Raw genomic sequence first — 24097 nt, 5'->3', positions numbered from 1 at the left:
CAACTTAAACACCGTAACATACTGCTATTAAACGCTATGTTTTATGAGCGTCCCGCCAACACCGCTTTATATCCCCTTTAATCTGCTCAAAACAGTCAATACTGTACCAAGGTACAATAGCGGCTTTACTTTAATTGGCCTATCTTGTAAGCAATTATAAATTTATTACGCCTGTCTCGTCACACCTAACGGGCTTTATTACAAGGAAAATACCATGAGCGACAGTCAAGTACCTTTTGCAACACTCGGTAATGCGATCGGCTTTGTTACTAAAATAAGTGGTTCGGTTATTGTTCAGTCAATTGATGGCCAAGAGCGAGTGGTAAAAATCGGCGACCCGATTTTCTTTGGAGAAACGATCGTTACGGGCGCGAATGGCAGTGTGACTATCGCCTTTATCGATGGCACGGAAGTGGTTATTGGTGGCGATTCCATCGTTGAAATAAACGATGAAATTTACAACACAGGCGATACTGAAGATCTTGTCGCAGATTCATCCAGTGATATAGACGCGCTTCAAGAAGCTATTTTGGCGGGTGATGACCCGACGCTCATTCAAGAAGCCCCTGCGGCAGGTGAAGCAACGGGCGATCAACAAGATCGATTTGACGTCGACATCGACCGAAACGACAACAGCGCACTGCCTACTTTTGGTAACGATACCTCCAGCGTACTGCCCACTTACGGCTATGACACAAATACCAACCGCAGCCTTCGTACAACAGAACAGCAATACAACGCCCCTGAGAGTGTAGAAAGAACAACATCAGAATCTACTTTTGCCCCCACTTCGAACGCATCCACAGCGGTTGCCGGCATTGTAACGGTTGGTTCTATTACCGCTGATGATGTAATTAACGCTTCAGAAGCTGCCAGCACCATTGCTGTATCTGGGACTGCGACAGGCGGCGATATTTCACAAGGCGATCAAGTTGTCTTAGTGGTTAATGGGACCGCTTACTCCACGACAGTCAATGCTGCAGGGGCTTGGTCAGTCGGCGTTGCTGGTGCTGATTTGGCGGCAGATACCGCATTCGATGTGGTTGTAACGTCCAGCAACAGCTCTGGCGATACAGTGCAAAGTGTCGGGAATTCAACGCATACGGTGGATCAAAGCGCTCTACTTGTTAATCTTGATATCGATCCTATTACGGATGATAGCACGATAAATACTGCTGAAAGTAACTCTACAGTTACTGTTACGGGTAGGGTTACTGGTGAAGCATTTAATAGTGGCGTCGTGACGCTCGTTATTAATAATGTCACTTACGAGACTGCGGTTAATAGTGACGGTACTTGGTCAGTTGACGTAGCTGGATCAGATTTATCTGCTGACTCAGACCGTATTGTCGATGCGAGTGTTATTGTTTCGAATAATATTAATCAGCAGGGGCGTGCTGAATCAACTGAAGCGTATTTTGTTGATACTACTGCACGCGGTTCAATACGTGTTGATAGCATAACAAGTGATGATGTCATTAACGATGCAGAAAGCAAAGGACAAGTAACCGTATCGGGACGCGTTGGATTTGATGCGTCTGCTGGTGACACTGTATCTATGACTATCAATGGTGCACTCTATACTACAGTTGTATTAGCAAATAAAACTTGGTCCGTGGAAGTTTCAGGTAATGATCTTGCTGCAGTTACTTCTTTCGTTGCCACGGTGACTGGAAAAGATGTTGCGGGTAACCCTTTTACAGCGTCAACGACGTCGACTCATACGGTCGACCTTGCGGCGGATGCGGGTACGGTGACGGTAGCGAACATCACGGCAGATGACGTGATCAACGCCACAGAAGCGGCAGGCACCGTTGCGGTGACAGGTACGGCGACAGGTGGCGACATCAGTGAAGGCGATGTTGTGACCATGACGATCAATGGTAAAGACTACAGCACGACAGTAGTAGATGCGGCTGGCAACTGGACAGTGAATGTGGCGGGTGCAGACCTTGCGGCGGACACCGAGTTCGAGGTTGTCGTGACGTCTGAAGACGCGGCTGGAAACACAGTCGAGAGCAAAGCGACGTCGACTCATACTGTTAACGATGCGCCAACAGCGACAGCGGCGACCGGCAGCGTGACAGAAGATGCGAGCATCACAGGCACCATCAGTGCCGATGACGTGGATCTTCCAGCGGGTGCGAGCTTAACGTTCAGCACGACGTCAACAGCGGAAGGCTTGACGCTGAATGCAGACGGTTCTTACAGCTTCGATGCATCGTCTTACGACAGCTTATCGGAAGGCCAAACTCAGGTAATCACTGTGCCTGTGACCGTTGAAGACGATCAAGGCGCTACTGCGACTACGACGTTAACCATCACGGTAACGGGCACGAACGATGCGCCAACAGCGACAGCGGATATTGCTTCGGTTACCAGCGGATCAGGAGCAATTACAATAGATGTGTTGGCGAATGACAATGATGTGGATATTGATACGTTGACCATTACAGGCGCGACGGTACCAGCAGAGGAAGGTACCGTCGTTATAGTTGATGGCAAGCTTGAGTTCACACCAGCCGAGAACTTTAACGGCGTTGCGACTATTAGCTACACTATTGGTGATGGTAATGGTGGAACTGATACTGCGGACGTGAAGGTGGCTGTCAATGCTGTAACTATTAATCCAATTACAGAAGATGACGTGATCAACGCGACCGAATCGGCAGGCACCGTGTCAGTGACAGGTACGGCGACAGGTGGCGACATCAGCGAAGGCGATGTTGTGACCATGACGATCAATGGTGAAGACTACAGCACGACAGTAGTAGATGCGGCTGGCAACTGGACAGTGAATGTGGCGGGTACAGACCTTGCGGCGGACACCGAGTTCGAGGTTGTCGTGACGTCTGAAGACGCGGCTGGAAACACAGTCGAGAGCAAAGCGACTTCAACTCATACGGTCGACCTGGAAGCTTTTGCAAATATCGATATTGATAGAATCACTTCTGATAGTGTCATTAATAGCGTTGAGTCTGCTGATGGCGTTATGGTGAGCATCACTGGTTGGGTAAGTAATGATGCTAAACCTGGTGATGTCGTGACCATTACTTTAGAGGGTGAAGTAATTGGTTCGGCGCTTGTTTCAAATGATCAAGATGAGCAAGGTCGATATTTATATTCTGTTGACGTCTTGGGTTCTGTTCTTGCTGGTACTGCATTGGCCAACCCATTTATTGTGGCAACGGTCACGGGTACTGATGAGGCAGGCAACTCATTTGAGGCCGAAAGTACAGAAATCTATAAAGTCGATACTTTTGCTGATCTTGATGCTTTTGTTCAGGAAGCTAGCGGTGACAATGTTATTAACTTCGATGAACAGGGTAACGTAAAAGTTGGTGGTTTTATTGAAGAGGGTGGAAGTGTAGAATCCATTGTGATTACTGACTCTGCTGGTAATTCAATCACTATTACTGACGCTTTAAATGTTGATGTTGATTCTTATTTCGAAAAAGCAGTAGATGTTTCCGCACTTGTTGATGGTGAATTGTCTATAACTATAAACGTGAAAGACGGATTTGGTAATGTAGGCTCTGATACTTTGTCTATTGCTAAGGATACGGTAGCCACGGCTGGTACTGTGACTGTTAACCCAATTACAGAAGATGACAAAATTGATGGCACTGAGTTAGGTAAGCTTATTACTGTATCTGGTACAGCCAATGGTGGTGATATTTCTGTTGGTGATACTGTCAAGATGATCATTAACGGTAAGGAATATTCTACACAGGTTACTACTGGTGGTGTTTGGACGCTTGCTGTTGCTGGAAGCGATTTGGCTGCTGATTCTGTGTTCGAAGTTGTCGTGGCGTCTTCTGATATGGCGGGTAATACCGTTGAGAGTAAATCGACGTCGACTCACAGCGTGGATCTTTCTGCTGAAGCAAGTTTTAGTCTAGCTGAAGGGCAGCAGCATGTTCTTGCTAATCTTCCAGAAGGCTTTACTTTCCCTGAAGGCACTACTCAGGTTTCTACCGAGTTTGGTGGAACCATTAGTCTGGTTGATGGGCAGTATATTTACGATGCACCTGTCCGTGATCACAGTGATGATCTTGCTGACCGTGACTCTATTACTGTCTCTCTTCCGGATGGACGTACTTTCACCGTAAATGTTGATATTGAAGATTCTGTTCCTGTTGCCAAGGATGATGAGAACAACATTATTGTTCAACGAGACACGTTTGAGGTATCAGGTATTGTTGCTAGCTGGACTGAATGGACGAATGGCACTCATGTTAATAGACTTGATGGTGATGACAATGATGCTGGTTTAGACCAAATTCGTTGGGGTGATCCTGCTGGTTCCAACTCTCAATCTGGTTATGGGTTTGTTGACAATGACGCTAACTTAAATGGTCGTTTTGAGCTAAACGAAGACATAAATCTTGGCACATTTACTCATTATAACTATCCCGTTTATGACGGTGGCGCTATTACTGCGGCTTCTATGAACGTTGCTTTTTCTCTTACAGATAAATCGGGTGTGACTCGTGATGTAAACTTAAAAGTAGACTTTGATCATAATGAAACGCCAAATAGTGATGATCTAAATGCTTCTAAAGATATTGTAACGGTGCGTAATGCCCAGGCTACGTTTGAATGGGAAGGCGAGGTCTATACCTTGCAGGTTGTGGGTTTCAAGGATGCAAGCGATCCAAACAGCCCAGTTGTTACTTCTATTCAGACAGCCGAAAATGCAGCGACAAGCTATGAATTGGTTGTTCGTGTTGTTGAAGGTGCTGGTTACAGTTTGCCTGAAACAACAGGCAACGTGCTTGATGACAATGGATTAGGTGCAGATGAACTTAGTGCAGATGGTTCAGTTATGGTAGTGGGTGTTGCTTCTGGTGGTGCCGTTACTTTAACGGATACCAATGTGGGTCAAACTATTCATGGACAATACGGTGACCTAGTATTGAACGATGATGGCAGTTATGTCTACAAAGTGACGGCTGGTGTTTCTAGTATTCCAAGTGGTACTAAAGAGACCTTCTCATACATGATACAAGACTCTGATGGTAGTACGTCGTCTGCAACTCTATCTATCAACGTCGGGACCAACACGGCTCCGGTTGCTCGGGATGATGGGGCTTCTAATTCATTATTCGCGGGCCTTGTTGGGGAGTATTACGGTACGAGTTCTCAACTTAAAAATCTCAATGACTTTAGAGCATTGGTTGATAGTAAAGAGCCTGATGCAACGTTTAAGGCTTCTAATATAAATTATCAACAGGGTAGTGGAGATGTTGCAAGTGGTACTAACTTGCAAACTTTCTTGGGTTCAGATGCGAGTACATTGAGTACGGATCCTAGTGAGAATACGGATGGTGGTATTCATCTTCAAGGTTATGTGTATCTAGCGGCGGGCACTTATAATTTTAAAGTGACGGCAGATGATGGTTATCAGATAAAGGTTAATGGTGAAGCTGTTGCGACGATTGATCATAATCAGTCAGCAAATACGATTGCGCACCAATCGTTTACTATCAGTGAGTCTGGCTACCAAGCTATAGATATGATCTGGTGGGACCAAGGTGGTGCCTATGTGTTCCAGCCAGTGTTGAGCGCAGATGGTGGCGCAACGTATTTTGTACTCGATTCTTCTATTTTGAGTTCTACATTAACTACTTCGCCAGAGCAAAGTCTGGTGATAAGTGCTGATAGCTTACTTGCAAACGATACAGATGCTGATGGTGATACTTTAACCGTAACGAGTATTAGTAATGCACAGAATGGTTATGCGTATATGGATTCTGCTGGAGTGATTCATTTCACTCCATTACAAGGATTTACTGGTGTTGCGACATTTGATTACACCATATCAGATGGCCGAGGTGGCAGTGATACTGCTACGGCATCAATCCAGGTGACACCAGATGGTATTTTGCCGGCGGTTACTGTATCCACAAGTGAAACACCTATTTTAGATGTTAATGTATGGAAAGGGCATGCTGATAACTTTGCATCTCAAGTGGCATCTCATTCAGTTGGGTATCAAGGAACCAATGGCTCTTATACAAATAATGATAGTTTAAATGAAAGTTTGTATGTTGGTGATGGTAATGATGATGTCGTTATTGCTGGTAATGTTAATAATAAGTTGGAGCTTGATGATGGCAACTCTGACGGTGATGGTGATGACAATCTTCTTGTCAAAGGCAGTTTGAACAATGAACTAACTAGTGGTGCTGGCAATGATTCCATCGAAATCAAAAGGGATGCGAATGATGATATCAACTTGTCTAGTGGCGATGATCGTTTGTCGATAGGTGGTAGTGTTAATTCAAATTCAGATATTGATCTTGGGGATGGAAATGATACCGCGTATGTTGCTCATGACCTTAGTGAAAATATTTCTGCTGGAGATGGCAATGACACTGTTGTAATTGGTGGTAATGTCAACTCTGGTGGCGACTTATATTTAGGTAGTGGGGATGACACTGTTCTAGTCGCTGGTAATGTCTACTCTGGAGGTGACATAAATTTAAATAGTGGGAACGACGTTGTTGTTTTGGGTGGTAAGCTTCACAATAAAATTGATGGTGGAAGTGGAAATGACTCAATCTATCTGACTGCATATACTAAAAGTGATTATTACAACAATGTAGATTACATTAAGAGTAGAATTTATGACTTTGAAAATATCATGATGAGTGATGGTATTGTAAAAGGGAATTCTAGTGCCTTTAATAATAATTCAGTCACATTTAGTTATAGCGTTTCTGTTGATATTGATAATACTAATAGTACAACAGACTCTTCGATAGTGACGTTATCTGGTATTCCTGCAACAGCGTCTCTTGCATTAGCAGGAGTGCCGTTAACGGCTAATTCAGATGGAAGCTATGACATTGAAATTACCAGTGGTCAGACAACAGTCGATAACCTTGTAGTATCTAGTAATGTTCAATTACCAGATTTGGAAGTAACAAGTACCGTTTCTTTCAAACCGAGTAGTATTGATTTATTGGCAGATGAAGATAATTATCTTGTAGGTACATCTGGTGAGGACACATTACTTGGAGGAGCAGGAGACGACATCCTATTTGGTGGTAACGATCAAGTTTCAGATACTCTTACTGGTGGAGAAGGTAAAGATATCTTTATATTGAATGACACAACGGATGCTTCAAATATAGATACCATTACTGACTTTAATGCTGCGGAAGATGCCTTGGACTTGACTGATTTACTGGTTGGTATTGAAGGAAGTCCCGGTAAAGATGCTGACGCTGATTCGATTACTGCATTTTTGACAAGTAACGTCACAGTAACTGATGGGCAAGTCAAAATTGGTGAGAAGGATGTTGCTAATTTTGGGGAAGAATCTAACTTTAGTTCGAGTGACTCTATTAAAGTCATCTACAACGACCAAGAGTACAACATCAATATTGATGGTTAATCTGGGTCTAGATAGACGTTAATAAAAAAGGCCGAATCGTTTTGCGATTCGGCCTTTTCGTTTCTGTAACTTACTAGGTTCAGAAAGAGATTATTCCAATTACTTAAAAACTACACAGCTAAGCCGATAGGGCAGCTCACACCCGTTCCTGCTAGTCCGCAGTAACCGTTCGGGTTTTTGTGTAGGTACTGCTGGTGATATTTTTCAGCGAAGTAGTAGGTATCGAGTGGTTCAATCTCGGTGGTGATCATGCCGTGGCCAGCACTGAGTAGCTCTTTTTGGAAGGCGGCTTTGCTGGCTTCCACGATTGCCATATCTTTATCATTGGTTGTATAGATAACAGAGCGATATTGGCTGCCTATGTCGTTGCCTTGGCGCATGCCTTGAGTAGGGTCATGGTTTTCCCAGAAAACCTTGAGTACGCCTTCTAGTGAAATAACAGAGGTATCGAAAACAACCTGAACGACTTCGCTGTGTCCTGTTTGTCCTGAGCAAACTTCTTCATAGGTTGGGTTGGGGGTGTAACCGCCTGCATAGCCAACAGAAGTGACGATAACACCGGGGGTGTTCCATAACTTACGCTCGGCGCCCCAGAAGCAACCCATACCTAGAATGATCTCAGATTCATTAGGGCTTTTGGTGCGGACAAAGGGTTCTTTGTTAACCGCGTGTATGCCGCTAATGGTTAGCGGGGTGCTTCGACCGGGTAGGGCGTCGGTTTTGCTGGGGATGCTGGATTTTTTTAGTATGCTTTCAATATGGCTTGGCATGAGTAACTCCTAACAGTCAGATTGACGTGGTCACAATCGTTTTATATTGTGGCGCTCATTTTTTGTTAACAAAGGATACAAGGAAGCATTCATTCGGGCTATAGCTGAAGCGTGCGGCAATTGTGTATTTGTGAGTATTTATATTGAGTTAATCACCGTGGGCTCTTGACTTCAAGATCTATGTACCTATAATACGCACCTCGTTGTCGCGGGATGGAGCAGTCTGGTAGCTCGTCGGGCTCATAACCCGAAGGTCGTAGGTTCGAATCCTGCTCCCGCAACCAGCAGCGAGAAAGAAATACAATATTTAGTAAGATTTAATTTGTCGCGGGATGGAGCAGTCTGGTAGCTCGTCGGGCTCATAACCCGAAGGTCGTAGGTTCGAATCCTGCTCCCGCAACCAATATTAACATAATTTTACGCAATAAAATGGCATGGTATTTCTGGTAATAAATGCAAAATCTAAACGTAACTTACTGTTTAGTTTGTCGCGGGATGGAGCAGTCTGGTAGCTCGTCGGGCTCATAACCCGAAGGTCGTAGGTTCGAATCCTGCTCCCGCAACCAGCAGCGAGAAAGAAATACAATATTTAGTAAGGTTTAATTTGTCGCGGGATGGAGCAGTCTGGTAGCTCGTCGGGCTCATAACCCGAAGGTCGTAGGTTCGAATCCTGCTCCCGCAACCAGCAGCGAGAAAGAAATACAATATTTAGTAAGATTTAATTTGTCGCGGGATGGAGCAGTCTGGTAGCTCGTCGGGCTCATAACCCGAAGGTCGTAGGTTCGAATCCTGCTCCCGCAACCAGCAGCGAGAAAGAAATACAATATTTAGTAAGATTTAATTTGTCGCGGGATGGAGCAGTCTGGTAGCTCGTCGGGCTCATAACCCGAAGGTCGTAGGTTCGAATCCTGCTCCCGCAACCAGCAGCGAGAAAGAAATACAATATTTAGTAAGATTTAATTTGTCGCGGGATGGAGCAGTCTGGTAGCTCGTCGGGCTCATAACCCGAAGGTCGTAGGTTCGAATCCTGCTCCCGCAACCAGCAGCGAGAAAGAAATACAATATTTAGTAAGATTTAATTTGTCGCGGGATGGAGCAGTCTGGTAGCTCGTCGGGCTCATAACCCGAAGGTCGTAGGTTCGAATCCTGCTCCCGCAACCAGCAGCGAGAAAGAAATACAATATTTAGTAAGATTTAATTTGTCGCGGGATGGAGCAGTCTGGTAGCTCGTCGGGCTCATAACCCGAAGGTCGTAGGTTCGAATCCTGCTCCCGCAACCAGCAGCGAGAAAGAAATACAATATTTAGTAAGATTTAATTTGTCGCGGGATGGAGCAGTCTGGTAGCTCGTCGGGCTCATAACCCGAAGGTCGTAGGTTCGAATCCTGCTCCCGCAACCAAGTTATATTTGTGTTTAGTTTGTGTCTATAAACTATTAAAAATAATAGTTTAATCTGTCGCGGGATGGAGCAGTCTGGTAGCTCGTCGGGCTCATAACCCGAAGGTCGTAGGTTCGAATCCTGCTCCCGCAACCAATTCGCATAGTAGAGATGAATTGGTCAAAAAGCGTTATCATTAAAAATCTATTGAACTCAATAGATCAGTTGTCGCGGGATGGAGCAGTCTGGTAGCTCGTCGGGCTCATAACCCGAAGGTCGTTGGTTCGAATCCAGCTCCCGCAACCATTTCAATGTCTTATTCAATTTTTCCTTTCTTATTCTTTCTCTAAGTTCCTGTGCCTTTGATTTGACTGGGCTTCATACCTCACACTATATTTGTCTTTGTCTTTGTCTTTGTCTTTGTCTTTGTCTTTGTCTTTGTCTTTGTCTTTGTCTTTGTTGGTTGTACTTCTGTTTTCAGAATAAATGTTTAATTTTATTTTAAAACATAGTGATAACGATTATCATAAACGATAAATTCAAATTGCATAAGGTATCGCTATGGTTAAGTCGTTTGTAATGTGCATGTTCATGTTGGGGATGAGTGTTGTGTGGGCCGGTCAGGTCACGGTAAGAGATGTTCTCGATCGTGAGGTGACTTTTGATGCTCCTGCTCAACGGGTGATTGTGGGTTTTTATCCAGAAGATTATATGGCCATTGGTACGGAAGCGGCTTATGACAAGGTTGTTGCCATGTCCAAGTACATTTGGGAAGCCCGTCCAGCCAATTGGGAAATGTATGTAAAGTATCGCCCTTCATTACAAGATATTCCGGAAATTGGCCGTGTTGATACGCAAACCTTCTCAGTAGAAAAAACCATCAGTTTAAATCCAGACGTGTTGATGTTAGCCGACTGGCAGTTTAAAGGTTTAGGTACGGATATTGAGCGTATTGAGAACGCGGGTATTTCGGTTGTTGTGGTCGATTATAATGCCCAAACGGTGGAGCGACACGTTAGAAGCACCGAACTGATTGGTTTAATCACTGGGCAAGAAGCGAGAGCCGCAAAGATTGCTGCTGAGTATAAGCAAACCGTAGAAAACATCAGTAAGCGTCTCGCTGCTGCAAATTTACCGCAGCCAAAAGTGTATACGGAGTTTGGTGCATCGGGTGTGCAAGAGCTGGGTTTTACCTTTGGTAAAAACATGTGGGGCGCGATTTCGACCATGGCGGGAGGTGATAATATTTCCGCCCCGTTTGTTGAGTGGTGGGGGCGATTGAATCCTGAACAAGTTATTGCCTCAAACCCAGATGTGATTATTATTACTGGATACGAGACAGGTAAGGGGACGGATTCTATGCTGATGGGTCAAGGTGTGGACACAGCGGAAGCTCGAAAACGTTTGGCTGGGTATAAGGATCGCTTGGGTTGGTCTTCCATTTCGGCGGTGCAAAACAATCGTTTATTTGGTGCTTATCATGGCGCATGCCGTACTATTTTAGACAGTGCTATGATTGAGTTTTACGCAAAATCTATGTATCCAGAATTATTCTCAGATTTAAATCCTCAGCAAGCGTACTTGGATTTTTATAAAAAGTACCTACCTGTAACACCGGAAGGTACTTTTACCTTAGCGTTATAAGTACTTCTTTCATTGTTAAAAAAGGGACGCTGGTGCCATTTTGGTTGCAGCGTCCCTTTTTTCGTTTCGACGTATCACTTTAAATTCAAATTTGGCCTATTTATCAGTGGTTATATTGAGGTTGATGTTAATTCAATGCATTGGCCTTTCATTGCTTTTGCGTCATCTGGGTCATGGGTGACGAGCAGTGCGGGTATGTTGGCTTGTTGTATTTCGTTAAGCACAAAAGCGCGTACGTCACGTCTTAACGCGGGGTCGAGTTTGCTGAAGGGTTCGTCGAGCAATAGGTAGTCGGGTTTTGCGAGCAGGGTACGAAGCAAGGCAACACGCGCTTGCTGGCCCCCTGAGAGGGCTTTGGGCAGTGTGTTAGCTTTGTCTGGGATGCCGAGCTTTTCTAAAGCTTGTTGTGCGCTGGCATATCGGTCTTGTTTATGGAGGTTCTCAGGAATCGCGAAAAGCAAGTTTTCTATAATGCTCATGTGTGGAAACAGCAAAGGCATTTGTTGTAGTAAGCCCACTTTTCGATTTTCGGTGGCTTGGTTATTTAGGTTAACTCCATGCAATGAGGCTTCGCCAGAGGCCATTAAACCACCAACTTGGTTTCCATGGTGAAGTGTGCCACTTAGAAAATGCAGCAGGCTGGATTTACCAATGCCGCTTGGCCCCATAATGGACAAGACTTGACCATCGGCGATGTCGAAATGGAGGTTACTTATTAAGTTGCTGCCGTTTAACGACAGTGAAAACTGTTTTACGCTGAGCACTTTGTCTTCCTCTTAAGCGTCATTTTCATTGCCAATCGCCATTTTGTCCAACGCGGCGGTAGGGTCAAAGCCAGCCAAAATACCAAGATAGGAAAGGCCGCTTGCAGGAGCGCCATACTGCCGACCTGTTTTCTGTCGCCTGAGGCGGCTTGCGTTACGGCTTCAGTGGTTAAGGTGCTGTAACGGCCTTCACCCGCGATTAAAGTGGGTAAATACTGGGCGATACTCACTGAAAAGCCAATGGCAAACGCGGTAAAAATGGCAGGTTTTAGCATGGCAAGTTTAATTAACACGTAGTTGCGCCAAGGTTTATGATTGAGCCGATTGGCTTGCCGCAAGTATTCTTCTTCGTACGCCAAATAAGGACCTTTTAGGGTCAGGTATACATAAGGTAAAACATACATCAAGTGAAGTGCAATAATGGCGCTAAGTGCACCATTAAGGTCCAGATATATCAACAACACGTGCAAGCCAAACAAAAAGCCAATTTGTGGCAACAAGATAGGCACATAAATTAACCAATCAAAGGCATGATGCTGAGCACGTGTATTGTTGCGCTGATTTGTTCCTTTTGCGATAAGTCGTTTGGTCTCCAGCATGAGAAGACTAACAAGGCACGCGATCAGAGTGGCGGACAAGGCAATGATGAGCGTGTTGCTGGTCAATGTTATCAGTAAAGGAGCGGCTCGTTCTAGGTTGTCAAATGTCCACTGCGACGGCAAGGCATCCGGAAAACGCCAGCGTTTGGCAAGCGACCAAACAGGCAACAACAGCAAGGCGACAAAACCACTCAGTAGCGTCACCAGCCCAAGTATTCTTCCTACAGCGAGTACGGCGTCGGTTAGGCCGTGGCGTTTGCCATTGCTGCGTTCAGTGCGGGTAATCTTGCTCAATAAATAGTGAGCCATCTCCCACCCGCCCAGTACCAAGGCAATGCTTAGCATAAGAAATACCGCCCCTGCACTTGCCATAAATCGCATGGACAAGTCAGGGTCATTAAACCAGCGAAACAAGGTAACGGCTAACGTTGATGGTGTGTTGGGGCCGATCACTAACGCCAAATCCACCACAGTAAGACTAAAGGTAATGACAATGAAGATCGGCAGTCGAATCAATGGGTAGAGTTGCGGAATAAGCACTTTTCGCCACGCAGTATAGCGGCTGTACCCCAGCGACTGACAGACTTGTAAACTTTCTCTGGCTTGAATGCTTTTCATGGTGGCCAGCATCACAAACAGTAAATAAGGCATTTCTTTGATGACCAGAGCAAAGATCAGTGACAGGCCGTATGGGTCTTGCACACTGATCCAGTTCGGTGGGCGATCAAACCCAGTGAGCCAAGGGCTAAACAACCGAACTAACCAACCCGAAGGGCTGAGTAAAAACAGCAAGCCAATGGCAATGGCAGCATGAGGGATCGCCAAAAGAGGAGATAATAAGGCTTCAAATTTCTTGAAAAACGCTCGCTCATAGCCCCATGCTAGCAGCGACAGAGCCAACCACAAAGCAATAACCGGCGCTACAATACCTGTGATGAGCGTGAGTTTTAAACTAGCGTAAAACTCTCCTTGAGCAAACAGGTTTTGCCAAGGAGTGAATGCCATCCGGTGTTCGCCTAATGGAGGAAAGTACTGAAAAGCGGGAAGCAAGGTGCCAATTAACCCTACGGCAATGGGCAGTATCAGTAACAAAGCCATTAGCCAAGTGATGAGAGTTGTGTGTTTTAAAGGCATCTTACTTCTAACTTTTTAGCATTATTGAAATAGCGTTTTTTATCCATCGTCCATGATGGCGAGTTTAGATCTTTACTGTGCGTAACGTGCGCGCCATGCTTTTTCTAGTGCACCCATCCAGCTACTGTGTGGCTCGGGTAAGGTTTTGCCCAGCTCTTCGATGCTTAAAGTGGCGATGCCTCGTGGTAACGCGTCGAATTTGGCTTGGTCCGCATTGGACAGCTTAGCGTAAGATAAAACGCTTAAATCGCCCCAAACAGTGGGCGTTTGTTTTTTGATTTGCGCTTCTGGTGACAACATAAAGTTAGCCACGACTTGGGCGCCCGCTGACACGCCAGTGTTATAGGGAATGGCTAGAAAGTGGGTGTTGCCAATAGTGCCGCCTTGAAACACATATGAGCGTACGGTGTCTGGTAGGTTGCCCTTATCAATTTGCACCGATGCAGCAGAAATGTCAAAACTGAGCGCAACGTCAATTTCTCGATCGTCTAGTAAGCGCATCATTTCTTCTGAACTGGATGGGAATGTTTGACCGCGGCGCCACGCTACTGGATGAAGCTGATCGAGATAGGCCCATAAAGGGGCGGTGATTTTTTCGAAATCCACCGTGTCTACTGGTTGCGACAAGGCTTTGCGGTGTGGGGTTAATTCGTACAATGCTTGTTTTAAAAAGGTTGAGCCAAGGAACTGTGGCGGCTCGGGGTAGGTAATGCGGCCTGGATTGGTATTGGCATAAGTCAGCAATTCAGTCATGGACTTTGGCGGATTTCTCAAGGTGGCCGTGTCGTGCATGAAGATGACTTGCGCCATGCCCCATGGGGATTCCATACCATCGACAGGGGTGCCAAAGTCTTGGGTCAAGCTTTGGCGAGCGTTTTCATCCACGTAAGCCATGTAGTTGGGAAGCGATTGACTGAATGGGCCAAACAAAAGGTTGTTGTCTTTCATGGCGCGGAAGTTTTCGCCATTTATCCAGATTAAGTCAATTGAACCATTGGTGTTTTTGCCCGCGGCTTTTTCGGCTAGTACACGGTTAACGGCATCGGCGGTGTCGGTCAGTTTTACGTGCCTTAACGTGACATTGTAGTCGTCTTTGATACGATCAGCGGCCCATTGAATGTAGTCATTAATGTTGTCAGCACCGCCCCATGCATTAAAATACACTGTCTGGCCTTTGGCTTGGTTGAGTGTTTCTTGCCATGTTGCGCTGTCATCTAACGTGTCTGCTACCGTAGGTAAGCTTACAAAGGCGAGAGTAGCCGCGATAGACACAGCGACAAACGATTTTTTCATTTTTTTCTCCTGACATTGTCAAATGGCTTTAGTCTGTATGAGCTGTTAGACGCAAACCTATCCTTGTTTATTACAGTCTTTTATTAAAAAAGTGTTTTAGCGTACCATGATGTGGGCTCAAATTGGGCGAATGTTTTTCCGCTTTTGCGAGGTGTTATGTCTTATCAAATTTACTCTCATATTTTGCCAAGTGCGACACCAGGCACTCAGCGTATCCTAAAAGCGCATCATTTTGGTGAGGCTGGTGCGCGACCAAAAATGTATTTTCAAGCCGGATTACATGCCGATGAGTGGCCGGGCTTTTTAGTGCTGAATGCTTTGCTGAGAAAGTTAAAAAAAGCCGATGAAGCAGGACTCATCCAAGGTGAGATCATTATTGTGCCTGTGTCGAATCCAATTGGTTTGGGGCAAAATTTTCATGGCTACATTCCTGGGCGTTTTTCCTTTTCCGATGGCGGTGGCAATTTTAATCGAAATTGGCCGCAACTGGGCGCCAAAGTGCATAAGCGCATTAAGGAAGAGGTCACGGGCAATCCGGAAACGAATGTCGCCTTGGTGCGAAAAGCGATCCATGAAGAACTGATGCTTTTGCCTGAGCACACGGAGTTGCTAGGCATGAAGAAAAATTTGTTGGCTTTGTCGATGGGCGCTGATGAAGTGATTGATTTGCATTGTTCTGGTGAAGCCAATATGCACGCCTATGTGGCGCAAGAATTTGAGGGGCATTTTAAGCCGCTACTGGCGCTGTTAGGAGCAAAAGTGGGATTGTCTGAGCTGGAAACGGGAGCCGCCTCGTTTGATGAAACCAATGTGAGTGTCTGGCGTGAGCTAAAATCCCACTACGCTCATTTGATTCCTTGGGGAAGCCGCTCGTTAACGGTAGAATTGCGCGGCGAAAATGACATTTCCAATGATTTTGCTCAACAAGACGCGCAAGCCTTGTTTGATTACCTTATTTTGCGCGGCGTGGTGGCGGGGGATATGCCCGAGATTGACGATAGTCAGGTGGCCTATTATCCGCTGGACGCTATGGATTTGGTCAAAGCGCCTTGCGCTGGCATTGTGTGTTATCACAAAGCCATTGGCAAGGAAGTAGAAGCAGGCGAGGTGATCGGTGAAGTAGTTAATCTGATGGACGATGAGGTGGAGACCTCAAGCTATCCTTTGGTTGCACGCACTAACGGCGTTTTCTTTGCGCGCGTGCAGCGTCGCTTAGTGGTATGTGGTGAATCCATTGCTAAAATTGCTGGTCGGGAGCATCTTGCTTTTCGTGAAATTGGACATTTATTTGAAGATTAAAACGCTCAACACTCGTACGTTAATGATGAAAAACTGGATACGATTATTTTGACACAAGTAGCGCCAAATACAGAGGTAAACACCTCGTTAACCGATGAGCAAACGCTTGTTGTCCATCACGATCTGACCACGCCTGCGAAAGTGATCGCCGTCGCTGGGGCAGGCAAAACCACTACCTTGATTTCGCGCATCGAGCATTTATTGTCTCAAGATGTTGATCCGTCACACATCGGCGTGTTTATGTTCAACAAGAGCGCGCAAGAGGAATTTTCTGAGCGTTTGAGTAAACGACTTATGCAGGCTGGGCATTTTCGCTCTCCGAGTGTGATGACGTTTCACGCGTTCGGGATGAAGTTTTGTCGTCGGTTGGAGCAGCAGGGTTGGTTAGCGCCTGCCAAGTTGGTGACCGATGATTTCAGCTTAGTAAAAATGTTGCGCGAGGCGTTGCAGCGTTTAGCGCGACGTGGCGAGAAAATAGCCATTTTGGATGAGAAAGATTGGCTTGAAGATGCGTTGTTGTTTGTTGATCAGGTTAAGGCGTCGCATCAACCCGCACAGATCGTCTTTGAAGCCTTGGGTTGGTCAAACGAGCGTAAGTTTTTCCCCGCGCTGTATAACGAATTAGAAACCCTACGCAAGCGTAATAATATCCGTTTTTTTGCCGATTTACTCAGTGATCCCTACGACTTAATGGGTTCGTTAGACGAGCCCGATCGCGTGCGAATGCGTGCTTTAGTGCCAGATTTTCGTTATTTGCTTATCGATGAGTTTCAAGACATTAACCCTTGTCAATATGAGTTGCTAAAACACCTTTATCCAGCGCCTTGCCAATGGATGATAGTGGGGGATGTCCAGCAGTGTATTTATGAATGGCGCGGTGCTAGCCCAGAGATCATGGCGAGCCAGTTTGATCAGGATTTTGGTCATGTGGTGACCTATCCATTAAGTACCAGTTTCCGTTTTGGTCATGCAGTGGGGTTAATGGCATCGAGCGTGATCAGTGAAAATGACCCTGATGCCTTAGTGATTGGGGCGGGGGCACGCACACGGGTTTCCTTTGCTCGTGCGCCCAAGACAGGTAAGGCCTTGCTGGGCGAACTGAAAGCCTGGGTCGAAGAAGGTCGAGCTCTTAATGACACGGCGGTTTTAGTGCGCTTGTACAGCGACATGGTGCCAGTGCAACTGGCTTTAATGCATAAGGGCGTTCCATATCAACTGCACGGCGATTCGCCCTTATTGGAAAATCGCCAAATTCGTATGCTGATGGCTTATCTTTCGGTGATTGCCGGTGGATTAGAAAACCCCAGCGCGTTTTTTCATGCGGATGATATTGAATACCTGCTGACCATTCCTAGCCTTGGCGGGTCCATGGCGCAGCGTAAAACCTTGATTCAGCAAGCCAAGCAAGCACCGCATTTGTTGCCACAAATTATTGAGTCTGTTGCGGATGCCAGCGATGGTTGGCGCGCCAAAAAGCTCTATGAGCGTGCGGATTGGTTACGCAGTTTGAGCATTTATCGTACCGATCCTGCTCAGGGGTTGGCGCATACCTTGGAGAAGCTAGGTATTTATCGCTACTTTGAAAGCACCAGCAGCAAAGACATTCAGACCCAAGAGAAAATCGCCACCTGTGATGCCTTCATGGCTTATGTGCGGGGTGTCGGCGGTGACGCTAAATCCATTTTAGAGCAGCTTGCGAGTTTGAATGAAAAACACACCGATGACAGCCATGGCGTGCATTTGATGACGATTCACAAGTCCAAAGGTTTAGAGTTTGACCACGTTTTACTGTCAGGGCTGCAAGAAGGGCGTTTTCCTTATTATGAGGAAGATTTGAGTGCGATTGATAAGCAAGCCGCCAGTAATTTGGCTTCTGAGCGTCGCTTGTTTTATGTGGCCATTACACGGGCCAAGCACAAACTCGTATTGTTAGAGACGCCCACGGCAGACGAGCATAAACGCATGAAACAAGGGGATATTCCTCGCGTCGCTCTGAAAAGTTTGTCGTTGTCGCGATTTGTGTTTGAGGCTCAACCGTATGCGGTCAGTCACATTTGTGATGCTTGGTACACACAAAAAGCAGACGCGCCGATTGATACCGCCAAGGGCGCCGTATTTCAGCGTTATCTTAATGCCGTCGACTCTTCACCCGCCTTGACCTTTCGTCATCGTGTTGAAGGAAAAAGTCTTTTACAACCTGGCGACAAGGTTCGTCACGACCAATTTGGACAAGGCGTCGTGGTGCGACAAGAAAGAGACGATAAACAAATGATTTTTGTGGATTTTGGGGAAGTGGGTTTAAAGCGGTTTAACCCTAAACACACTCAATTGATCAAATTATCTTCCCGCACTTAATCTAAAGTGATGGGACGTATTTGGAACTGCCGTTGTTTTATACTTGCCATGTGACCCGCGGGCACTTGTGTCCAGCTGTCACTGCAATGATCAAGGGGTTCTGAGCCAATGACAATGTGGTGCTCGAATGCCTTGTAGTAGAGGCTAGGGGCTTGCTCGTCACTCGAAAAGCGCACGGCAATGACTTGTTCTCCATCCGAAAAGACGGACGTAAAACGCAAGGGCTCTTTAATGTGTCTTTGGTCCATGATTTCTAGGATTTGTTTGAGTGTGGTGGTGATCGCGTGCTCTGGATGAGTCTGCAAACCATTGGCGATCATCAGCAAAAAAATCAGTTCAGAATCGGTTGCGCCATGACGTGCGTTATACAAGTATTCGGGAATGAGTCGATCGAGTTGCCAGCGTAAAGATTCATAACCACCTATTTGTCCATTGTGCATAAAAAGCCAATTTTTATAGCTAAAAGGGTGGCAGTTTGACCGACTGGTTTCAGTGCCGGTTGAGGCGCGCACGTGAGCAAAGAATAAGCCGCTTTTGATGTGCTTCGCCAAGCTTTTTAAATTGCTGTCACTCCATGCGGGTAAGATTTCATGATAGAGGCCTGGCTCTTCACGTTCATCGTACCAACCTAATCCAAATCCATCCGCGTTGACCGTCACTTCCGATTTTCGAGCGCTTAAACTTTGATGAATTAATGAGTGCTCTTGTTTAAAAAGCAACGATTCAAGGTAGACTGGCTCGCCTTGATACGCCATCCAACGACACATGATTGTCTCCTAAGAGTGAGAGAGAAACGAAAAGAGGGAAGTAACATACTTCCCTCTTAATCTTTATTCAAGCGGATACTTTACGCTTGTTTATTTGAGCATTCTACACCTTAAAGTAGCTGATTTTAGCAGACAGCTGTGTCGCCAAATCGGCCAATTGCTCTGCCGAATCACTGATGGCGTGTATTGACTTAGTGGTCTGTGCACTGATTTCTGTAATGTTGGCGACATTGCGACTGACCTCTGCTGTTACAGAGGCTTGCTCTTCCGCTGTTGCAGAAATACGGTCGTTCATGTCGCGTATTTTAGACACAGATTGGTTGATGTTTCGTAGCGATTCTTCTTCGTGCTTAACTTGGTTTACTGCATCTGTAGAGCGCTGGTGGCTTGAAGCCATTGCTTTAACCGCAGACGCTGTGCCATTTTGCAGTAGCACAATCATCTTCTCAATTTGCTGAGTGGCGTCCTGAGTATTTTGTGCTAAATGACGTACTTCGTCGGCTACAACGGCAAAGCCTCGCCCTTGTTCACCCGCTCGTGCGGCTTCAATGGCGGCGTTTAACGCCAGCAAATTGGTTTGTTCTGCAATGCCTAGGATCACATTAAGAATGCTGCTGATTTCTTTCGTATTGGCTTGCAGTTCATTAATGGTGTCCGCCGAGGAGGCAATATCTGTCGCCAGTTGTTGAATACTGTTAATGGTCTCGACGACGATTGCGGTACCTTCATTGGCCGCATTTTCTGCATCATGGGCGGCTTGGCTAGCATCGACAGTGGATTCTGAAACATGCACAGCCGTGCTCTGAATTTCCTGTACTGCTTGCGAAATTAAATTGGTTTCAGATTGTTGACGATCCACCATGTCAGACGATTCGTCGGTAATGCGGTTTAGGCTATTGGCCGCTTTGGTTAACATGGTGCTGGAGTCGGCTACGTCGTGTAAAATGCTGCTTAGCTGGGCAACTAGCTTATCCATGGCGGTTTCTAATAAGCCAATTTCATCTTTACGAGTACTGCTGATTTTAGGTTGTGCCAGGTCACCCGCTGCGATTCCCTCCGCTCTTTTAACCGCTTTGACAAGAGGGCGACAAATACCATTTACAATGATGATACTGACTAAAATACCGCCGATAATCAGCACCGCCGCCAAAATTGCGCTGGTGTAGATGGTTTGGTCGAGCTTTTTGTTTTGGTTTTGAGTGACGATGGTGCTGTATTCATCGATGGCGGCTATGATTTCTTCCATTTGGGTGTTGACCGCAATTAGGCTTTCGTCTGCGGCGCGGCGTGGTTTACTGGCTCTCATGGTGTTGAGTTTTACCCACCAGCTGTAGGTTTCTGTGCTGGCTTCAAGAAAAGCCGCTTGCTGCTCTTCTAAAGTGTTGATTTTTTCTAATAGGGTATTTAGGCCGTCATTCTCTGGCATGACGGCTAAGGTTGCCTTAACGTTTTCAATGCTTATTAACAGTTCATCAGTGTAGGTTTTGAATTTTTCTTCTGACTCGGCAATTAATTCTGTACCGTAGCCCCCAATCGATTTTGCGATGGAAACTTGGAAAAAACCACGTTCGAATTCCACTGATTGTTGCAGTAATAGTTGTCTGCTTCTTTCTAGATTTTTGATTAAATCCAAGCTTTGATTAGAGAGACTTTGTAGTTCAGAAGAGACAGATTTGCTTGATAAAGCAGAACTAACACTAATGCCGACAATAACCAATGAAAAAAGCGCAATAAGAGAGAGTATTTTTGTGCGTACTGACAAGTTCAACATACTTAATCCAATAAATTAATCGGTTTTCGATACCTCATCAAAGCAGCATTTATGCCAACAGGTTGGAAGTTCTTTTATTACGTCTAAGTCGCCAATAAAAAACCCAGCTAATGACTGTTTTGTCATGAGAACGCTTTTATCTTTTCAAGGACAACTCCTTGATACACTTGTGATCTTGTCACTAGTTTTGAACAAGAAAGCATGATGCACAAAAATAGCGCAAAAATAAAGGAAATGATCGATGTGTTTTATTTTGCGCTCTAATATGGTGCGTATTTTTTTAATGCTTATCAAGATGTCAGCATTGAGGTGCTGAATTAATAATCACGTTACTACCGTCAACCTTAAAAAAGAAGCAATCTCGTCGATTGGTATGACAGGCGGGACCTTTTTGATCAACCTTTAATAAAATAGCATCACCATCGCAGTCAAACGACATAGAAACGAGTGTCTGACGGTGACCAGAGCTTTCGCCCTTACGCCAGTAAGTTTGGCGAGAACGAGACCAATAACACACTTGGCCTGTCTCCAAGGTTTCTCGAATGGACTTCTCATTCATGTAGGCCAACATGAGCACTTCGCCCGTGTCATGCTGCTGAGCGATAGCCGCGATTAGGCCATGCTCGTCAGTCTTTAGATTGGCTAATACCGTGTCTAAAGAAAGTGTTTCGCCTTTGGCGAGGTTTTCGTGCTCTTTTAAGCTCATTTTTTGGCCTGTATTTTTTCTGAAATGGCGCCTTTGCCAATGCCTTCGAAGCCATGAGCCTCAATATGCGTGCCTGGGTTTTCTTCCGCTAATACATCAGCAATATGGGCTGAAAGCGACTCCACCGTGGTGTCACAATCGAGCATGTAAACTTGATTGCTGTCGATTTTTAGCTCAAACAATCCCTGCTGGCTGGTGTAACGGAAACAGTGATAATTCACGTCGTTTTCTGTGATTTCTTTGTCTAAGTCTTCTTGGGTGCCTAGGTAGATATCTTCCCAACGCTTGGCCCAATCATGTTCCATGGTGGCGTTACGTGCGCCATCGGCGTAAATCTCAACAGTAGAGCGATGACCGTGAGCAATACGCTGACAATTGCCAGCGTGTTTTTTCAAGCCATGACTATATTGGTATTGCGCGCCAGTGATGTGCTCTGGGGTAAAACGCACGCTAACCGCCTCTAGCTCCGCGGGCAGCAGATTGAGGATTTGCGACTCAACCCACTTTGCAACGGCGACTGGTGTGACTTCTGTCATGGGTAAGACGCAAATGGCTTGAGTTGGCGCATCGCACTGAAACACCCGTTTGTCGTCAGCGGTTTCTTTACTGTGATCAAAGAGAAAAGCAAAACGATCATTGGCCAACGGCGTGAGCATAGAACCCTCATGTTCGGCAGGAATCGCCAACATGTGATCAATATTGTCATCCAGCCATTTCTTGATTTGTTTTTTCACGATACTGAAATCACAAATCATGCTTTCATCGTTTAGTTTGCCAGTCAGCACAATGTCTGTCTGCCAGCTTTCGCCCAACAAACCACGCTTGGCATCAAAATAGGAAAAATCCACGTGGGTCAGGTTCTTTACAAATAGCTTCAACTCGCTACTCCTATGATTCTTAATGACGCGTATCTTACCGTAAACAAGTGCATCGTTATAGATTGATAACGTGTCTTAATAAAGAAAGCGCAGTAACAATCTGAAGAGCAAAAAATTGCGACTGAGTTTAACCATTTGAAAATACATAAGAAAGCCGGTTGATATTTCAATAGGGCTGCGTATAATTGCGCACCAAGGTCAACGAGCCTCCTCTATGGTGTCTCTGCTGGTCCCCTCGCAACAATAAACCGTTAATCTGGTCAGGTCCGGAAGGAAGCAGCCACAGCGGTGGACTTGTGTGCCGAGGTGCGGCTGGTAGAGATGCCACCTAAATTCCCGCTATATTAATTGAAGCATAAGCTGTCAAATTTGCACTGTATGATGCCATAGTCTACCTTTAAGTTGTTATTTAGTTACCACTTACAAGATAAGTGAACGTACAACCCTAACTTTCGTAAGCACAACTCGAACAAAATATCTCCAGTTGCTAAAGCCTTAAAAAATGCGCCAACAATGATGTGCTGAAGCACCTTAGAGTTTGAGTTTTGTTTCAAGCTAGACCATTCCTCATTCATTATTCTTATTTAAACTACGGTTTATAGTTATAGTACGCTGAAGTATGGGCAGTTATGAAGAAGGCAAGTCACCGTAAGAATGTATCCTTACATATTACCAAATGCATAATCACTAAAGTCAACTCGAGCACAGCTCCCAAGCTTATCGTTGCTATAAATCTTTACTGCTAGAGGTTGCCTGACTTATATTCAGCTAAAACTAAAGTCGGGATAGTAATATTTTCGTGGGGATGCTAATAATTACGATTGTGATCAAGAGTTGACGGGAGAGTATATGTTTTCACGAAGTAACACATCACCTCGTATCCTTTTGGTTGACGACGATTCAACTCAAATTACTATTTTACATACAGTGCTTAAAGTTATTGGGCAGGTTTTTTTTGAGCAGAATGGATTAGCGGCCTTAGAGCAGGCTATTAAGATTCGCCCAGATGTCATCTTGTTAGACATAGATATGCCCGATCTTAACGGCCACCAGGTGTTAGCTCAGTTAAAAAATAATCAATTTACTCGTCACATCCCCGTCATTTTTATTACCTCATACAACTCTGTTGAAGATCAGCTGCTTTGCCTTAGAGAAGGTGCTGTCGACTTCATCGCCAAACCGTTACAACCTGATATTGTCGCTGCGCGTGTTAATACGCATTTAATGTTACTCAATAGAAAGCGTGAATTACTGGAAGTCTACCGACATGCACAAGTGACGCTTAATTCGATTGGTGACGCCGTTATTACGACAAATAAAGATGCTTAAATCAC

General features: G+C 45.4%; 13 protein-coding genes, 12 tRNA genes and 1 other RNA gene. 18 read left to right on the top strand and 8 right to left on the bottom strand.

What is annotated here, in order from left to right:
- Window positions 1-214 precede the first annotated feature (214 nt).
- The gene (locus tag EBI00_RS03550; RefSeq protein ID WP_123094552.1) at window positions 215-7405 is read left to right on the top strand and encodes a retention module-containing protein; all 7191 of its coding nucleotides are present in this window, start codon (window positions 215-217) and stop codon (window positions 7403-7405) included.
- A gap of 110 nt (window positions 7406-7515) precedes the next feature.
- On the opposite strand, the gene msrA is transcribed toward EBI00_RS03550, so the two are convergent.
- Complete coding sequence (gene msrA / locus EBI00_RS03545) at window positions 7516-8175, bottom strand: peptide-methionine (S)-S-oxide reductase MsrA (RefSeq protein WP_123094551.1); 660 nt, start codon at window positions 8173-8175, stop codon at window positions 7516-7518.
- A gap of 207 nt (window positions 8176-8382) precedes the next feature.
- Between msrA and EBI00_RS03540 the strand changes: the two genes are divergently transcribed.
- The 13 genes from EBI00_RS03540 (at window position 8383) to EBI00_RS03480 (ending at window position 11197) form a co-directional block, all read left to right on the top strand.
- Window positions 8383-8459: transfer RNA gene (locus tag EBI00_RS03540), tRNA-Met, on the top strand.
- Between the two features lie 42 nt (window positions 8460-8501).
- Window positions 8502-8578, top strand: a tRNA-Met gene (locus EBI00_RS03535).
- Between the two features lie 86 nt (window positions 8579-8664).
- Window positions 8665-8741 (top strand) — tRNA-Met (locus EBI00_RS03530).
- A gap of 42 nt (window positions 8742-8783) precedes the next feature.
- A tRNA-Met gene (locus EBI00_RS03525) sits at window positions 8784-8860 on the top strand.
- 42 nt (window positions 8861-8902) lie between these two features.
- A tRNA-Met gene (locus tag EBI00_RS03520) sits at window positions 8903-8979 on the top strand.
- A 42-nt stretch (window positions 8980-9021) separates the two neighbouring features.
- A tRNA-Met gene (locus EBI00_RS03515) sits at window positions 9022-9098 on the top strand.
- A gap of 42 nt (window positions 9099-9140) precedes the next feature.
- Window positions 9141-9217 (top strand) — tRNA-Met (locus EBI00_RS03510).
- 42 nt (window positions 9218-9259) lie between these two features.
- Window positions 9260-9336 (top strand) — tRNA-Met (locus tag EBI00_RS03505).
- A gap of 42 nt (window positions 9337-9378) precedes the next feature.
- Window positions 9379-9455 (top strand) — tRNA-Met (locus EBI00_RS03500).
- A 42-nt stretch (window positions 9456-9497) separates the two neighbouring features.
- Window positions 9498-9574, top strand: a tRNA-Met gene (locus tag EBI00_RS03495).
- A 58-nt stretch (window positions 9575-9632) separates the two neighbouring features.
- A tRNA-Met gene (locus EBI00_RS03490) sits at window positions 9633-9709 on the top strand.
- 73 nt (window positions 9710-9782) lie between these two features.
- Window positions 9783-9859, top strand: a tRNA-Met gene (locus tag EBI00_RS03485).
- Between the two features lie 255 nt (window positions 9860-10114).
- The gene (locus tag EBI00_RS03480) at window positions 10115-11197 is read left to right on the top strand and encodes an ABC transporter substrate-binding protein (RefSeq protein ID WP_123094550.1); all 1083 of its coding nucleotides are present in this window, start codon (window positions 10115-10117) and stop codon (window positions 11195-11197) included.
- A gap of 110 nt (window positions 11198-11307) precedes the next feature.
- On the opposite strand, the gene EBI00_RS03475 is transcribed toward EBI00_RS03480, so the two are convergent.
- The 3 genes from EBI00_RS03475 to EBI00_RS03465 form a co-directional block, all read right to left on the bottom strand.
- Window positions 11308-11961: an ATP-binding cassette domain-containing protein gene (locus tag EBI00_RS03475; protein WP_123094549.1), complete on the bottom strand. Its 654-nt coding sequence runs from the start codon at window positions 11959-11961 to the stop codon at window positions 11308-11310.
- Window positions 11949-13694, bottom strand: coding sequence for an ABC transporter permease (locus EBI00_RS03470; protein WP_123094548.1), 1746 nt, complete (start codon window positions 13692-13694; stop codon window positions 11949-11951). Before EBI00_RS03470 ends, EBI00_RS03475 begins: the two co-directional genes overlap by 13 nt.
- A 72-nt stretch (window positions 13695-13766) precedes the next feature.
- On the bottom strand, window positions 13767-14987 hold the full coding sequence (locus tag EBI00_RS03465; protein ID WP_123094547.1) for an ABC transporter substrate-binding protein: 1221 nt from the start codon (window positions 14985-14987) through the stop codon (window positions 13767-13769).
- A gap of 156 nt (window positions 14988-15143) precedes the next feature.
- Here EBI00_RS03465 and EBI00_RS03460 point away from each other — a divergent pair, with 156 nt between their 5' ends.
- Both EBI00_RS03460 and EBI00_RS03455 read left to right on the top strand, forming a co-directional pair.
- Entirely contained in the window at window positions 15144-16286 is a 1143-nt protein-coding gene (locus tag EBI00_RS03460; RefSeq protein ID WP_123094923.1) for a succinylglutamate desuccinylase/aspartoacylase family protein, read from the top strand.
- Window positions 16287-16334: 48 nt separating this feature from the next.
- Window positions 16335-18641, top strand: a complete 2307-nt coding sequence (locus EBI00_RS03455; RefSeq protein WP_123094546.1) for an ATP-dependent helicase — start codon at window positions 16335-16337, stop codon at window positions 18639-18641.
- Here the strand turns inward: EBI00_RS03455 and EBI00_RS03450 are convergent.
- The 4 genes from EBI00_RS03450 to EBI00_RS03435 form a co-directional block, all read right to left on the bottom strand.
- Window positions 18638-19408 carry a class II glutamine amidotransferase gene (locus EBI00_RS03450; RefSeq protein ID WP_123094545.1) on the bottom strand — a complete coding sequence of 257 codons (771 nt, stop codon included), beginning with the start codon at window positions 19406-19408 and terminating at the stop codon, window positions 18638-18640. The two genes, EBI00_RS03455 and EBI00_RS03450, sit on opposite strands and share 4 nt — an antisense overlap.
- A 103-nt stretch (window positions 19409-19511) precedes the next feature.
- Window positions 19512-21179: a methyl-accepting chemotaxis protein gene (locus EBI00_RS03445; RefSeq protein WP_123094544.1), complete on the bottom strand. Its 1668-nt coding sequence runs from the start codon at window positions 21177-21179 to the stop codon at window positions 19512-19514.
- A gap of 298 nt (window positions 21180-21477) precedes the next feature.
- The gene (gene hisI / locus EBI00_RS03440; RefSeq protein WP_123094543.1) at window positions 21478-21885 is read right to left on the bottom strand and encodes a phosphoribosyl-AMP cyclohydrolase; all 408 of its coding nucleotides are present in this window, start codon (window positions 21883-21885) and stop codon (window positions 21478-21480) included.
- Window positions 21882-22763, bottom strand: a complete 882-nt coding sequence (locus tag EBI00_RS03435; RefSeq protein ID WP_123094542.1) for a 6-carboxytetrahydropterin synthase — start codon at window positions 22761-22763, stop codon at window positions 21882-21884. Before EBI00_RS03435 ends, hisI begins: the two co-directional genes overlap by 4 nt.
- 224 nt (window positions 22764-22987) lie before the next feature.
- Here EBI00_RS03435 and ffs point away from each other — a divergent pair.
- Window positions 22988-23084: signal recognition particle sRNA small type (gene ffs, locus EBI00_RS03430), an RNA gene on the top strand.
- A 528-nt stretch (window positions 23085-23612) separates the two neighbouring features.
- The gene (locus tag EBI00_RS03425; RefSeq protein ID WP_123094541.1) at window positions 23613-24092 is read left to right on the top strand and encodes a response regulator; all 480 of its coding nucleotides are present in this window, start codon (window positions 23613-23615) and stop codon (window positions 24090-24092) included.
- The last annotated feature ends 5 nt before the right edge of the window (window positions 24093-24097 follow it).

The organism is Marinomonas hwangdonensis, assembly GCF_003721245.1.
In the GTDB taxonomy this organism is placed as follows: Bacteria; Pseudomonadota; Gammaproteobacteria; order Pseudomonadales; family Marinomonadaceae; genus Marinomonas; species Marinomonas hwangdonensis.
Note: the sequence above shows the minus strand (reverse complement) of the source record. Positions and strands in the feature narration are given on the sequence as shown.

Bases quoted from the DNA above. Each gene is read 5' to 3' on its own strand.
- EBI00_RS03550 (WP_123094552.1), top strand. From the start codon at position 215: ATGAGCGACAGTCAAGTACCTTTTGCAACACTCGGTAATGCGATCGGC.
- msrA (WP_123094551.1), bottom strand. From the start codon at position 8,175: ATGCCAAGCCATATTGAAAGCATACTAAAAAAATCCAGCATCCCCAGC.
- EBI00_RS03480 (WP_123094550.1), top strand. From the start codon at position 10,115: ATGGTTAAGTCGTTTGTAATGTGCATGTTCATGTTGGGGATGAGTGTT.
- EBI00_RS03470 (WP_123094548.1), bottom strand. From the start codon at position 13,694: ATGCCTTTAAAACACACAACTCTCATCACTTGGCTAATGGCTTTGTTA.
- EBI00_RS03465 (WP_123094547.1), bottom strand. From the start codon at position 14,987: ATGAAAAAATCGTTTGTCGCTGTGTCTATCGCGGCTACTCTCGCCTTT.
- EBI00_RS03460 (WP_123094923.1), top strand. From the start codon at position 15,144: ATGTCTTATCAAATTTACTCTCATATTTTGCCAAGTGCGACACCAGGC.
- EBI00_RS03450 (WP_123094545.1), bottom strand. From the start codon at position 19,408: ATGTGTCGTTGGATGGCGTATCAAGGCGAGCCAGTCTACCTTGAATCG.
- EBI00_RS03445 (WP_123094544.1), bottom strand. From the start codon at position 21,179: ATGTTGAACTTGTCAGTACGCACAAAAATACTCTCTCTTATTGCGCTT.
- hisI (WP_123094543.1), bottom strand. From the start codon at position 21,885: ATGAGCTTAAAAGAGCACGAAAACCTCGCCAAAGGCGAAACACTTTCT.
- EBI00_RS03425 (WP_123094541.1), top strand. From the start codon at position 23,613: ATGTTTTCACGAAGTAACACATCACCTCGTATCCTTTTGGTTGACGAC.